Here is a 13,564-nt window from a genome sequence, read left to right as displayed (position 1 = left end):
ATTGTTCTGCTTTTGCGCAGTTATCCATCAGGAGAAGGACGCAAGTGTTTTTATTGTTTTAAAAAGGTTTCTACTTTTTTCTCAGGGATCACCCACAACAATAGCACGAGACTATCCAGCGTGATGATAAGTAGTGGATGGACCAGCCAGCCGAGGAGCAATGCCAGCACGTTGATAAACAACGTAAAGTAGAGTTTCTTGTATCCGCGAAACAGTTCTACGATGGCTTGATTGTCAGGGTTGGCACGCACCAAGGACTTTCCTACAAGGAAATAGCTGAAATCCGTCAATAAAATGACAGCTCCGTAAAGCAGTTGAGGGGCAAGAGCGACTGGATAACGACTGACCCATGACGTTACAAAAGGAAAGAGGGTTAGTGCCAGGATCAATAAATGATTCGCCCACAAGGTCCAACCGTCGATTTTAGATACTACTTGAAATAGATGATGGTGATTGTTCCAGTAGATCGCTAACATCACAAAGCTGATCAAATAAATAATAAATTGCTGTTCCACTCCTAAAAAAGAAGCAAAGGTATCGCCTTCGGGCTGGTGCAATTCCAATACTAATAAGGTCATTACGATCGCAATGACCGCATCCGTAAAGGCTTCGATTCGATTTTTTGACATGTACATCCATCCTTTTAAGTTTCTGTTTACTGGATCAGTGTACGCGATTGTCAGAAATTCGTCGAATGATTATTCTCGGGACAAAAGCCAACGTTCCAGCTATTTCGCAATTGGCCCATTGCCTAGTGCACCGAATAAAAACAAATCGATCGCTTCTGGCATCTTGTCTTCTTTTTCTGGTGAGTCCAAATGAGCCGCCATCAGTACTAACAACTGACTGGTGACAAATTCTGGGTCGACATCCGAACGGAGATTGGAATCACTGCGACGAAACAAGTCAAGAAACGGTTCTTTGTAATTTTTCCGCCAAAGCAAGTACAGTTTTTTTGAAGTGTCCTCAGAAACGGTATGCTGAATGTCGTGCATCATCATATAAAAATTGATGCGATGCCGACTTCTTAAAAAAAGAAACATGTTTAAGATTTTTTCAGAGATCGTCAAGGAAGTATCTTCAACAGTCTGATTTAGTTTTCCAGAAACCTCTTGTGCCAAAGAGACCATCACTTCATAGTAGATGGCTTCTTTGCCTTCGAAGTGATAATAAAGATTGGGCTGGGTGATGCCGACGGCTTCTGCGATCTGTCTAGTAGAAGTTGCTTGATACCCCTGCTGCATAAACAGGTTTTCTGCGACTCGTAATATTTTTTCTCGCAAGTTCAAAGTCAGCCCTCCCAACGTTCCTGACGAAGCATTTTTTTCGCGGTAAACAAAAGTTGGATTTTCCGTTGTTTCGGTACCGCTGTTTTTTCAGCAAATACTTGATAGTTGTTTTTGCGGATCACAGTCAAGATTTCCCGATAGATCAAAGCAGCTGCTAATAGAGCTTCACGGCAATCTTCATCGATTTGCGGCATCATTACAAAAGATTCCTGATAAAGCGTCTCAGCAAGTTGCGCTTCGTGTTCCCACATCTCGATAAACTGCTGGTTTTGATTGCCAGCTGCTAATGCCTCTCGCGAAAGGTTGAATTGCGCCAAGACCGTTTGTGGCAAATAGATGCGGCCCATTCGCAGATCCTCGCCAATATCACGTAAAATATTGGTGCGTTGCATCGCTTCACCCAATTTTATGGCGGGCTCTTGAATCGCAGCGGCTGTTTGTGAGAGAATCGGCAAGAGCATCAGACCCACACTGCCGGCTACGTAGTAACTATAGTCGGAAAGCTCTTTTTCAGAGGTGGGCTGCTGGAAGTCAAGGTCTTGTTTTTGTCCCACCAATAGATCGAAAAAGGGTTGAAACTGTAGGTCAAACTGTTGGAAAGAAAGGGTCAATGCCCGCCAAATGGCTTCATCAGGATCTTCTTCCTTGATGGCTTGCGGCAAGTCGATCGCATCGCCGGTTAATAGTTCTTGTATTTCTTCCAAGCGTTTTTTCATGGCTTCGATCAACAATGGGTCTTGCTTTTCATCGACGGCATCATCGGCACGTCGGCAAAAGGCGTAGACGGCATAGACGGCGCGTGCTTTGTCTTTTGGCAATTGAGAAAAGGCGGTATGAAAGTTTTTCGAATGCTTTTTTATGATGGCCTCACAGTATAAAAAATCGTTGTCGTATTCATCAAAGACGCTTAATGATTTAACGGTCATCTTTTAACAACTCCTCCACAGCTAACTTGGCACTTTGCATCACGATTGGCACACCCGCTCCCGGATGCGTACTGCTGCCGCAGAAGTATAGGCCTTCTGCATAATCAAATTTATTATGGGGACGATAGTAATTGCTTTGCGACAAGGTTGGTTTCAAGCCAAATGTCGCACCGTTGTAGGCATTGAACCGATCATTGAACGTATCTGGCGTATACATTTTTTCATACACGATGTGTTCATCGATATCCGTAAAGATCGTTTTTTCTTTTAATAATCCAATGATCTGCTGGCGGTAGCTTTGGATCGTTTCATCCGTCCATTGATCAAATTTAGATAATTCAGGTACTGGGACTAATACATAAAGACCTTCTTGACCATCAGGTGCTAAGGAAGCATCTTTCAGGGTTGGACGATACAAGTAGAAGGAAGGATCTTCTGGCAGCTTGCCAGCCTCGAAAAGATCGTCTACATTGCGTTTGAAATCATTGGCAAAATAAATGCTATGGAGTGCGCTATCTTCATATTTTTTGTCCAGTCCTAAATAAAGCAAGAAACAAGAACAAGAGTAATCCATCGAAGCGATTTTTTGATTGGTGTATTTGCCGCGTTTTGATTCATCAGGAATCAAGCTTTCCATAGCATAAGGAAAATCAGCCGCACAAATCACGGCATCTGCGGTGATCGTTTCTCCATTGACACGAACGCCTTTGGTTTGCTTGTTTTCGATCAATAATTCATCGATTGGGGTATTGTAATTGATCGTTCCGCCTAATTCTTGGAACAAACGTGCCATACCAGTGGCTAATGTATACATGCCGCCTTTGATGAAATAGACCCCATACATCAACTCGATCATAGGGATGATGGTATAAAGGGACGGCCCTTGGTAAGGGGAGACACCGATATACAAGGTTTGAAACGCCAATGATTTTCGCAGGCGATCATCTTTGACAAATTTAGAAATGGAAGAGTAGGCGTCACTAAACGTTCGCAGCTTTAACCCTGCCCATAATGATTTGGGATTGTAAAAGTCTCGCCATGTCCGAAACGACTTGGTGATGAAGGACTCTTTGGCGATCACATAGCGTTTGTAAATATCTGCTAAAAAGGCAAAATAGCCTTGAGCATCTTCTTCCGAGATCGCTTCTAGCGTTTTGGTCAATTCTACTAAGTCGTTTGAGAAGGTCAGCGGTTCGTCTTGAGCAAAATACAGCTGCAGCATCGGATCGACTTTCTCCATAGGAATATAGTCATTCGGATCAACGCCAGCAAATTCAAACACTTCACGATAAATTTCAGGCATCATCACGATGGTGGGGCCCACATCAAAGGTAAAGCCGTTTTCCTTGATCTGATTCATTTTGCCCCCAGGTTGACCTTCTTTTTCGTAGAGGGTGACGTCATAGCCAAGTTTTTGCAAACGGACAGCAGCAGCTAATCCTGACACGCCCGCACCGACAACAATAATTTTTTTCATGCTTGCTCCTTCTGCGAATCACTTGATTCGGCTTCTTTTTTCGTGTGTTCTTTTTCTTCTAAAACGCCATCCTTCATGACGAGGACCCGATCACAATAATCTGTCAAACGGGTATCATGGGTCACCATAATGGTGGCTTTTTGTTTTTCTTTGGTTTCTTTTGCTAAGATTTTGACGACTTCGACGGCTTTTTTTGAATCAAGACTCGCCGTTGGTTCATCTGCCAAAATGATGGTGGGATCATGATAGAGCGCTCGGGCAATAGCCACACGCTGCCTTTCACCACCAGATAGTTCATCGGGGTATTTGTTCTGCAGCTTTTCAATCCCTAGTTGTTCAAACAATTCAGTAGCTGATTGCTCTTGGGGTTCTTTGCTGACCTTATCCACCAATTGAAGTTGCTTTTTGACCGTCAAAAAAGGGACAAGGTTGGAAGCTTGTAAAATAAAGCCGATCTTTTTGAATCGAGTTTTTGCCCGTTGCTTTTCTTTTTGTTTACTAAAGGGTTCGTCATTGATAAATACTTCGCCTTCAGAGGGAGCTTGTAGACCACCGGCAATCGTCAGAAAGGTACTTTTCCCAGAGCCGGAAGGACCGATGATGGCGACAAATTCGCCTTTTTCTACCGAAAAGTTGGTTTCTTTCAAGGCTTCAATCGTCGCGTCCCCATCTTTAAATGATTTTTTGACTTGTTTGAATTCAATGGCACTCATGTTTTTTCCTCCTATCCGATTGCTTTCAATGGGTCGATTTTTACAATCGTTCGCACCGAGAAGAAAGCACCTAGCATCGCGATCAGAATCATCATTACACTGATACTAGCAAAGAATAATAGATTGATTTGGAATGGCACTGCCGCAGGTAACACGAGGGCGGTACCGATCGTTGCCAACCCACCGATCAAAACACCCGAGGTTGCCAATAAGAACGTTTGGGCAATCACCGAAAAAGCAATGTAGTGGCTAGAGATCCCTTGGGCTTTCATGACACCGAAAATTTCTGATTTTTGCATCGTTAACACATAGATAAAAATACCGATAACGATGGCAGCGATCACGATCAAGAACCCGATCATAAAGCCAAAGGTCAGCACTTGTGCGTTGTAACCAGGCAATTCATTAATAAATTTGCTGATATCCGTAGCGACTAGATCATCTGGCACTTCTTTGATTTTGCCACGAGTTACGATCGCGTTGATACGGGCATTTTCTGAATCATCTTCTTTTTCAAAACGAATTTCTTGATAGGCACCGATCGAGGTGTAGAGGACCGGAGCAACACTGAAGCGGGCGTTATCTGTAAAACCGACGATTTTCAATTTTTTGTCACTGCCGGCTAATTTGATGGTGTCACCAATGGAAATCCCGTATTCTTCCTCAATGCTGCTGTCTGCGACCGCTTCATCATCTGACGCAAACATCTCGCCATCGATAATATTTGGTGCTAGAAATTGATCTGGATCAATGCCGAAAAAGGTGACATCGACTTTTTCACCGTTATCTTCTTTAGTCACTACCCCAGCGGTTTGCGCCAAAACAGCTTTTTCTGGTGCATCGACTTCGTCATAAAGACTGCGAGGAAGCATCGACATGTTTAAATTATCATTTGCTTCTTCAGTCAACAAAATTTGATCTGCCTCCCATTTGTCGACCGCCATCCGATTATCTTGAGCCAACCCATACGCTAAGCCAGTTAAAAAAAAGACCAGATAGGCGATTAAAAACATGACCCCTGTGACTAGGGCGTAACGCAATTTGGAATGGCGTATTTCATTGATTGCCAAAAACATAACGATTCCTCCTATTATTTTATCACTTGATAAAATAAAAATACCATTTTTTTTATTTTCAGCAAACTATCTTGCTTACAAAGAGTAAATTCGGTGAAAAAAGGAAGGTTATTTAGAAGGGCGTCTGTCGATTGAAGAAAACCAATTACTGCTCTTTTATTTCGATAGAATCGTTTGAGCAATGAAGGAGAGGGGCGACTTCCGTGAAAAAAGAACTAGAATAACAATAAAAGCCCTCTGATTCAGCGCACGCAAACACTTGGCGTATTTTGAAATCAGAGGGTTTCTATTTAAAGTCTGGTGCTGGATCAAAGTGTCAATCGTCAGTTTCTTTGCTTGTAGCGATAACTAACGGCACGATTTTTTCAAAGGAGTGACGAAAGCTTTCAGGTTGTGCTAACTTTTGATAAATGATCGCCAAACCGTCTTGGTTTTTGCGATAATCCAAACAAACCTTCAGCTCACTTTGAGGACCATATTTCTTTGAAATGTACTGATACGCTTCTTGGTGCAATTGTTCTAGATCTGTGAGTTGCTTTTTCTCATAAGCAAAAAGCAAGGTTCGCTTGAGGATTCGCTCAAAATCTAAGTCACGATCGGCTTCGGAAATAATTTTGCCATAAAGCGAGCGAGGCTCATAGGGCAGCGAGGCGCGATGGTCTTCTACTGCTTCGCCGATCATTGAAATGACTGGAGGAGAGAAAAAGCGTGGCAACACAGCATCTTGTTCAACGATCTTGCGGGAATTGCTTTCGTGGTTTTTGCGGCCATAGAGCAAGCCGATATCATGGTAGGCAGCTACCGTATAGACGATATTCAGGTCAACAGGCAATGTTTCAGCAATCTCAAAACTATTTTGGATCACTTGGTGGACGTGCGCTGGGGAGTGACTGCTATCCAATTGGTTGTATTGTGGGATGATGGAGCTTTCAATATAGTGCTTTAGTTGTGGATCAATCTTCATTTATCTGGTTCTCCTGCCTTTCTTATGCTAGATGAGGAGGAATTGAGCCAGTGCTAAACCGATCACTCGTTTCTAGACCTAGCGGCTGACGACAAAAGCCAAAGGGCTGTCCATCAATGGTGATTTGCTGCTTGAGCCACGGAAGATAGCTGATGGTATCTGTTGGATCGCCGGCAGCTGCTTGTTCCATTTTCTGCCATTCATTCGACGTAGAAATCGTTGCAGCACCTTTGAGTAACCCTTGCCAAATCACCTGGATCTCCTCGGGACAAAGGTTTCCTGCCATTGATGACAGCCCGTTAAACCCTAGTGCGACCTTTTCCGCCAAGTCCGCTTCACCACCAGCATAAAAACGAAAATCGGCAGCCGTCTTTGTTTTTAGTTGAGGCACTCGCTCCTTACTGCCAGCTTCTTTTGAGCCGATCACCCGAGGGTCAGCGATCAAGGTCAAGAGACTTTCTGCAGATAAATCAAAGCCCGTGCGGCGGGGATTGTTGTATAAAATAACTGGTTTTTCGCAAGTATGGATCAATCCCTGAGCATAGAGGACGGCTTCCTTTTGGGTCAGGCAAAGATAAGGGGGAAAGCCTAAAACCACACCATCGATTCGGGGATTTTTGCTGATTGTTTCTGCCAACGCGAGCGTTTCATGAAATACAATGCCAGCTAAACCGAAGAGGACTTCGAAATCGGCTGCCCAGCTGGTTTCTTGCGCTAAGGCATGTAGAAGCTGTTTTTTTTCTGTTAAAGTCAATGAATGCTGTTCACCGGTGGAGCCACACACCAAAACCGATTTGATCCCTTGCTTTTGCAGTTGCAAGATATGAGCGATCGTCCTTTTCGTGTCAAGTCTTTCTGCATGATCAAATGCTGTTGGGACGGCAACATGCAGTGAGTGATTCAATGAAGTCATCCGATTCATCCTTTCTTGTGATACGTTTAGCCAGCGATGTTCTTCTTGCTTCTGGTGCAAGCCAAGGAAGACGAAATAACTGATTATCCACTAAGTGTAGCAAACTTCTCGTTTCAGCAAAAGGCTTAGCAAAATATTTTTAAAACGGTGGTTGCGTTTTCAAATAAAGCATGGTATTATGCAAGTAATAAAACAGGCATGTGACTGGTAATGCAGGCAGGACCTATAAAAAACATGGAAGGGATCGTTGGATTCCGTTCAATGTTTTTGTAGGTGCTGCCTGCTTTTTTCTTTGTTTGGCCAACAAAGGAAAACTAATTAAAGGAGAAGAAAATTATGAATGTAAAAGAAACGGCAACTGCCATCGTTGAGTTGATTGGCGGAAAAGAAAATATCGCACATTTGGAACATTGCTCCACACGCTTGCGCTTTACCTTAAAAGACAATAGCCTCGTACAAAAAGATGCCTTGGAAAAAGTCGATGGCGTGATTGGGGTGCGACAAAATGTCCAATGCCAAGTCATCATCGGCAATGATGTCGTCGAAGTGTATGATGAGGTTATGAACGTGTTAGGTCATGAGCTAACAGCGGATGGAGGAAGTGAAGGCAAACAAAAACAATCGTGGGGTGCGGTCCTGCTTGATTTTATTATCTCGATTTTTCAACCGTTGATTCCAGCGGTCGCTGGTGGGGGCGTCTTGAAATCCTTACTGCTACTTGCTTCTGTCACTGGATTGATGGACAATACCAGCCAAACGTATCAAATTTTGAATCTGATCGGTGGCGCACCATTGTATTTCTTACCGATTTTAGTGGCGATCACCACGGCAAATAAATTAAAGGTCAACCATTTGGTGGCGGTTTCCGCTGTCGGTGCCTTGATTTTGCCTGAACTAACAACACTATTGACAGATGGCGCAGCTTTCATGGGCTTCGGTTTACAAAATATCGCTTATGCGTCACAAGTATTTCCAGCCATTTTAACGGTTTTATTTTACGCTCAAATTGAAAAACTGTTTACCCGAATCTCACCAAAACCGATCCGTATCTTCTTTGTTCCAATGATGAGCTTAGTTATTACGGTTCCAGTTGCTTTATTGATTTTAGGCCCATTAGGCTTTGAAGTCGGAACGATTTTCTCAGCAGCGATTATTTGGCTGTATGCCCATTTAGGTTGGGTGGCAACGGGGATCTTAGCCGCTGTTTTACCATTGATGGTGGTTACCGGTATGCACAAAGCTATGATTCCTTATGCTGTTTCGTCTATGAGTGAGATGGGGGCAGAGCTGTTATACTTACCTGCCTCATTGGCACATAACATCGCAGAAGCCGGTGCTTGTTTTGCGGTGAGTGTTCGGACCAAAGACCAAAAACTTCGTTCAACCGCTGTTTCTGCAGGCATCTCCGCCCTTTTTGGCATAACCGAGCCTGCTTTGTATGGGGTGACGATCCTGCACAAACGAGTGCTTTACGGCGTGATGGCTTCCAGCCTAGTTGGTGGTGCAGTGGCTGGGTTATTTGCCATCAAGGCCTTCGCATTAGTTGGTCCCGGTCTAGCAAGTATCACTATGTTCGTCGATGAAGCCAACCCGATGAATCTTGTGTGGGCATTAGTCACGTTAGGGGTATCCTTTGCTGTTTCCTTCGTCCTTGTCCTTTTCTTATTCAAAGACAAAACAGTGGAAAATAAGACGACAGTTGCCGATCTGAAAGCCGAAGTATTGAGTAAACCAGTAGAAGGCCAAGTGGTAGCCCTATCTGAAGTCAACGATGAAGTCTTTTCAAGCGGTATGATTGGAGAAGGTTTCGGGATCATCCCGACGTCTGGCGAATTGATCGCACCGGAAGATGGCGAAATCACGATGTTGTTTGAAACCAACCATGCGATCGGGTTAAAAACTCGTAATGGCGCAGAATTGCTCTTTCATATCGGCTTGGATACCGTTCAATTAGAAGGCAAACACTTTACCCCTTACGTGAAAGCGGGGGATCAAGTGAAACAAGGGCAACCCCTGATTCAATTTGATCTAGATGCCATCAAAGCAGCTGGGTTTGATCCAATCGTGATCTGTGTGGTCACCAATCAAGAAAACTTTACTGTCAAACCGATCGAATCAACCGATGAGCGCAACGAACAAGGTGTTTTATCGATTGCACCGATCGTCTAAACCAATGAGCAATGCAACAAAAACAATGTAAAAGGGGATTGAAAAAATGACTGAAACAATTTTTCCAAAGGACTTCTTATGGGGTGGCGCTATCGCCGCAAATCAAGTAGAAGGGGGATGGAATCTTGGCGGCAAAGGCTTGTCGGTAGCGGATGTGGCTACTTACAAACCTCATGTCGACGTGAAAAACTTTGCAGCACATATGAGCGTGACTGTTGAAGCCGTCAAAGAAGCAATGGCGGATTCAACGGATACCATCTATCCAAAACGCCGAGGGATCGACTTCTATCATCGCTATCCAGAAGATTTGGCTTTATTTGCGGAGATAGGTTTTAAAGTATTGCGTTTATCGATTGCATGGACCCGATTGTTCCCAACTGGGGAAGAAACGACACCCAATCCAGAAGGGATCGCTTTTTACCGCAATGTCTTCCAAGAAATGCAGCGTTTGGGAATCAAACCGATCGTAACGTTGTCTCACTATGAGATGCCGTTAGCGCTTAGCTTGAAGTACAATGGCTGGGTGGAACGTAAAGTGATCGATGACTTTGTCCGTTTTGCGACCGTTTGCTTTGAAGAATTTGGGGAGTATGTGGAGTATTGGCTGACCTTTAACGAAATCGACAGTATCCATCGTCATCCCTTTACAACAGCAGGTCTCATTCCTGAGCAATCAGAAGCTGGTAAGGAAGAGCAAGACGTGTATCAAGCCCTCCATCACCAATTTGTGGCCAGCTCATTAGTGACAAAAATCGCCCATGAAATAAATCCCGACAACAAAGTCGGCTGTATGATCACGAAGTTGATGACGTATCCATTGACTTGTGACCCATTGGATGTTGAATTAACTTTAAAGAAAAACTTGGAAAATGATTTTTATGCGGACGTTCAAGTCAAAGGTGCTTATCCGCGAATGATTGAAAAAGATCTGGAAAAACGGGGCATCAAGATTGAAATGGCACCAGAAGACCGCCAAATCTTAAAAGATCACACCGTTGATTTTCTTTCTTTCAGTTATTATATGTCTATGGCTGAATCAGGCGACCCACATGCGGAACGGACACCGGGCAATACGGTTTTAGGGGTAAAAAATCCCAAGCTGCCGTCAACTGAATGGGGCTGGCAGATCGATCCTAAAGGCTTGAAAATCTCCTTGCTTTCATTGTATGATCGGTATCAAATGCCATTGATGATCGTTGAAAATGGTATGGGTGCCGTGGATGTCCTTGAAGACGGTCAAGTGCATGATCCGTATCGGGTCGATTATTTCAAGGCACACTTCAAACAAATGAAGGAAGCCATCGATGAAGGAGTCGATTTGATTGGTTATACTTCATGGGCACCGATCGATCTGGTCAGTGCTGGGACGTCACAAGTGACGAAACGCTACGGCTTCATTTATGTGGATGCCGATGATGAAGGAAACGGCAGTTATGACCGTTTGAAAAAAGATTCCTTCGATTGGTACAAAGAAGTGATCGCTACCAATGGCGCAAGTTTGGCAGAATAAACAGTGAGGAGCGAGAGTGCATGATTTACATCAAGAAAGTCTTAAATTCAAGTGTCGTACTTGTTGATAAGGAAGGCCAGGAAATGATTGCACTTGGGAAGGGGATCGGCTATGGAAAGAAAGTCGGCGACAGCATAGCCGATACCCAGATCGATCAAGTTTTTCTGCCAATCGATGAAAAAAAATCGGGTCAGTTTGCCGATTTGGTGGATGAGATTCCGTTGTACTATTTTGAAATGACCAAAGAAATCGTTCAGCTGGCGCAAAAAATGCTGCCCTATCCGCTAAATTCAACGATTTACCTTACCTTATCGGATCACTTGCACTTTGCTGTGGAACGTCAGCAAAAAGGCTTGAGTGTGACGAATCGACTCTATTGGGAAATCAAGAATTACTATACGGAGGAATTTCGAGCCGCCGAACAGGCACTACGCTTGTTGAAAGAGAAGTATCAAATTGATCTGCCGGAAGAAGAAGCCTCCAATATCGCGTTTCATTTGATCAATGCCCAGTCGAACACCGAGGAAAATCAAGATGGGTTGAAAAAAGCCAAATTGATCGGGTTGATCGTCAATATGGTACGCTACTCGATCCAGCAAGACGTCAACACCAATTCGATCCATTATAATCGCTTTATCACCCACGTGCGTTTCTTCGTTGACCGGTTCTTTTTGGATGGTCTGCTGCAAGAAGAAGACGAAGGACTATACCGTCAAATGTGGGCTCTTTATCCAAATGCTATGGAGATCGCGACAAAAGTCAAAGCCTATATCGATAAAGAATATCAAACGAAGATCCCTGTCAATGAAATCGTCTATCTAGGCGTTCATATCAATCGGTTGATGAACCATTCAGCGATCAATTCCTAAGCGTCCTCATTTTTAACAAACACAAACAAGCCGTTTCCCTTTGCTGGAAGAAACGGCTTGTTTGTATTTAGTAGGCTTGCTTGTCAGGAATCACGCCTCGAACGCCGCCTTTTGGTTCCTCCACGTCGCCTTGGTAGCGTGGGATCAAATGACAATGGCAATGAAAGACCGTCTGTCCGGCAGCCTCCCCGCAATTGAAGCCGATGTTGAAGCCGTCTGGTCGATAGGTTTCCAACAAATAGGCTTTGCCTTCCTGCAACAAAGCCTGCAAGTCTTGTAATTCCTTTTGGGTGAGGGCAAAATAATCCCTTCGATGTTCTTTGGGGATCAATAGCAGGTGTCCAGGGGTGACGGGAAACTTATCAAAGATCGCATAAAAGCGTTCGTTTTCAAAGATCGCATGTTTTGAGGCAGTACAAAAAATACAAGTCAAAATCTTCCGCTCCTTTTTCTCAGCTAGATAGCGTATCGATACTTATCTTTAGTGTACCAAAAGCTGATTCGAAATGAAACGCACGACAAAAAGCATGTCATTATGAGTCATTTGCGAGTAAAATGAAAAAAAGTTTGCTGATTCGCTTGACTTAGAGTGCACTTCAACCTGTATGCTTAGTGTAACTTAAAAAACAGGAGGACGAGCAAATGAACTATGTAAAATTTGGCAATACGGGACTTGATGTGTCACCATTATGTTTAGGGACAATGGGATTTGGCGATCCCAATAGTGGCTTTCATGAGTGGGTGTTAGAAGAAGCAGATAGTCGCGAAGTCATCAAAAAAGCCTTGGATCTAGGCATCAACTTTTTTGATACGGCAAATGTCTATTCTTATGGAGCGAGCGAAGAAATCGTCGGTCGAGCATTGAATGATTTTGCTCCGCGGGATGAGATCGTGGTTGCCACAAAACTGTATTCAAAAATGAAGCAACGGCCAAACAGTGGAGGGCTGTCTCGAAAAGCGATCTTTTATCAAGTCGAACAAAGCTTAAAACGCCTACAAATGGACTACATTGATTTGTATATCATCCATCGTTGGGATTACCACACGCCAATTGAAGAAACCATGAAGGCCTTACATGATTTGGTGGTTTCTGGAAAAGTGCGCTATATTGGTGCATCCGCGATGTACGCTTGGCAATTTGCCAAAGCACAAGCAGTTGCAGAGAAAAATGGCTGGACCAAATTTGTTTCGATGCAAAATCACTTAAACTTGCTTTATCGAGAAGAAGAGCGAGAAATGATGCCCTTGTGTGCCGATCAAAAAATTGCCGTGACGCCATATAGTCCTTTGGCTGCTGGACGTTTAACAAGAGATTGGGGTGCAGAGACCAAACGGTACTTAACGGATAAAACCGCCAATCAAAAGTACGACAAAACGATGGAACAAGACCGGGAGATCGTGGCACGAGTCGCAAAGATCGCTGACAATCACCAAAGCAAACGGTCGCAAATCGCCTTGGCTTGGTTATTGCAAAAAGAACAAGTGGTCGCACCAATTATTGGCGCAACAAAAGAAAGCCACTTATTGGATGCTTTACCTGCCCTTGATCTAAAGCTGACTGCCGAAGAGATTGCTTATTTGGAAGAGCCTTACTTGCCTCATGCAGTGGTAGGAGCGGAATAACGAGTAACAAAAGGGCTTCTGGCTCGTAGCATACA

General features: G+C 43.8%; 13 protein-coding genes. 4 read left to right on the top strand and 9 right to left on the bottom strand.

Annotated features, from left to right (window positions below; all coding sequences use genetic code 11):
- Positions 1–50: 50 nt before the first annotated feature.
- From IGJ17_RS10385 to IGJ17_RS10350, 8 genes are all read right to left on the bottom strand, one after another.
- Complete coding sequence (locus IGJ17_RS10385) at positions 51–629, bottom strand: TMEM175 family protein (RefSeq protein ID WP_034872253.1); 579 nt, start codon at positions 627–629, stop codon at positions 51–53.
- A gap of 99 nt (positions 630–728) precedes the next feature.
- Positions 729–1,289 carry a TetR/AcrR family transcriptional regulator gene (locus IGJ17_RS10380; protein ID WP_429961333.1) on the bottom strand — a complete coding sequence of 187 codons (561 nt, stop codon included), beginning with the start codon at positions 1,287–1,289 and terminating at the stop codon, positions 729–731.
- A 2-nt stretch (positions 1,290–1,291) separates the two neighbouring features.
- The gene (locus IGJ17_RS10375; protein WP_086332483.1) at positions 1,292–2,215 is read right to left on the bottom strand and encodes a phytoene/squalene synthase family protein; all 924 of its coding nucleotides are present in this window, start codon (positions 2,213–2,215) and stop codon (positions 1,292–1,294) included.
- Entirely contained in the window at positions 2,205–3,692 is a 1,488-nt protein-coding gene (locus tag IGJ17_RS10370; RefSeq protein WP_429961332.1) for a phytoene desaturase family protein, read from the bottom strand. The genes IGJ17_RS10375 and IGJ17_RS10370 overlap by 11 nt, the downstream gene beginning before the upstream one ends.
- A complete protein-coding gene (locus IGJ17_RS10365; RefSeq protein WP_005235241.1) occupies positions 3,689–4,405 on the bottom strand; it encodes an ABC transporter ATP-binding protein in 717 nt (238 codons plus the stop codon). The genes IGJ17_RS10370 and IGJ17_RS10365 overlap by 4 nt, the downstream gene beginning before the upstream one ends.
- A gap of 11 nt (positions 4,406–4,416) precedes the next feature.
- The gene (locus IGJ17_RS10360) at positions 4,417–5,481 is read right to left on the bottom strand and encodes an ABC transporter permease (RefSeq protein WP_008378576.1); all 1,065 of its coding nucleotides are present in this window, start codon (positions 5,479–5,481) and stop codon (positions 4,417–4,419) included.
- A 316-nt stretch (positions 5,482–5,797) separates the two neighbouring features.
- Complete coding sequence (locus tag IGJ17_RS10355; RefSeq protein ID WP_086299345.1) at positions 5,798–6,445, bottom strand: HD domain-containing protein; 648 nt, start codon at positions 6,443–6,445, stop codon at positions 5,798–5,800.
- A gap of 22 nt (positions 6,446–6,467) precedes the next feature.
- A complete protein-coding gene (locus IGJ17_RS10350; RefSeq protein ID WP_429961331.1) occupies positions 6,468–7,358 on the bottom strand; it encodes a dihydrodipicolinate synthase family protein in 891 nt (296 codons plus the stop codon).
- A 336-nt stretch (positions 7,359–7,694) separates the two neighbouring features.
- Here IGJ17_RS10350 and IGJ17_RS10345 point away from each other — a divergent pair, with 336 nt between their 5' ends.
- Genes IGJ17_RS10345 through IGJ17_RS10335 form a run of 3 tightly spaced genes read left to right on the top strand, consistent with a single transcriptional unit; the run spans position 7,695 to position 11,906 of the window.
- On the top strand, positions 7,695–9,527 hold the full coding sequence (locus IGJ17_RS10345; RefSeq protein ID WP_429961330.1) for a beta-glucoside-specific PTS transporter subunit IIABC: 1,833 nt from the start codon (positions 7,695–7,697) through the stop codon (positions 9,525–9,527).
- A gap of 46 nt (positions 9,528–9,573) precedes the next feature.
- Complete coding sequence (locus IGJ17_RS10340; protein WP_429961329.1) at positions 9,574–11,037, top strand: glycoside hydrolase family 1 protein; 1,464 nt, start codon at positions 9,574–9,576, stop codon at positions 11,035–11,037.
- Between the two features lie 20 nt (positions 11,038–11,057).
- Entirely contained in the window at positions 11,058–11,906 is an 849-nt protein-coding gene (locus IGJ17_RS10335) for a PRD domain-containing protein (protein ID WP_005235258.1), read from the top strand.
- A gap of 67 nt (positions 11,907–11,973) precedes the next feature.
- On the opposite strand, the gene IGJ17_RS10330 is transcribed toward IGJ17_RS10335, so the two are convergent.
- Positions 11,974–12,339, bottom strand: a complete 366-nt coding sequence (locus IGJ17_RS10330; protein WP_005235259.1) for an HIT family protein — start codon at positions 12,337–12,339, stop codon at positions 11,974–11,976.
- Positions 12,340–12,548: 209 nt separating this feature from the next.
- Here IGJ17_RS10330 and IGJ17_RS10325 point away from each other — a divergent pair, with 209 nt between their 5' ends.
- A complete protein-coding gene (locus tag IGJ17_RS10325) occupies positions 12,549–13,529 on the top strand; it encodes an aldo/keto reductase (RefSeq protein WP_005235260.1) in 981 nt (326 codons plus the stop codon).
- Positions 13,530–13,564: the final 35 nt, after the last annotated feature.

Source organism: Enterococcus sp. DIV1096b (assembly GCF_050498765.1).
Classification (GTDB): Bacteria; Bacillota; Bacilli; order Lactobacillales; family Enterococcaceae; genus Enterococcus_D; species Enterococcus_D entomosocium.
Note: the sequence above shows the minus strand (reverse complement) of the source record. Positions and strands in the feature narration are given on the sequence as shown.

Coding starts and splice junctions, on each gene's coding strand:
- IGJ17_RS10385 (WP_034872253.1), bottom strand. CDS start 629: ATGTCAAAAAATCGAATCGAAGCCTTTACGGATGCGGTCATTGCGATC.
- IGJ17_RS10375 (WP_086332483.1), bottom strand. CDS start 2,215: ATGACCGTTAAATCATTAAGCGTCTTTGATGAATACGACAACGATTTT.
- IGJ17_RS10370 (WP_429961332.1), bottom strand. CDS start 3,692: ATGAAAAAAATTATTGTTGTCGGTGCGGGCGTGTCAGGATTAGCTGCT.
- IGJ17_RS10365 (WP_005235241.1), bottom strand. CDS start 4,405: ATGAGTGCCATTGAATTCAAACAAGTCAAAAAATCATTTAAAGATGGG.
- IGJ17_RS10360 (WP_008378576.1), bottom strand. CDS start 5,481: ATGTTTTTGGCAATCAATGAAATACGCCATTCCAAATTGCGTTACGCC.
- IGJ17_RS10355 (WP_086299345.1), bottom strand. CDS start 6,445: ATGAAGATTGATCCACAACTAAAGCACTATATTGAAAGCTCCATCATC.
- IGJ17_RS10350 (WP_429961331.1), bottom strand. CDS start 7,358: ATGACTTCATTGAATCACTCACTGCATGTTGCCGTCCCAACAGCATTT.
- IGJ17_RS10345 (WP_429961330.1), top strand. CDS start 7,695: ATGAATGTAAAAGAAACGGCAACTGCCATCGTTGAGTTGATTGGCGGA.
- IGJ17_RS10340 (WP_429961329.1), top strand. CDS start 9,574: ATGACTGAAACAATTTTTCCAAAGGACTTCTTATGGGGTGGCGCTATC.
- IGJ17_RS10335 (WP_005235258.1), top strand. CDS start 11,058: ATGATTTACATCAAGAAAGTCTTAAATTCAAGTGTCGTACTTGTTGAT.
- IGJ17_RS10325 (WP_005235260.1), top strand. CDS start 12,549: ATGAACTATGTAAAATTTGGCAATACGGGACTTGATGTGTCACCATTA.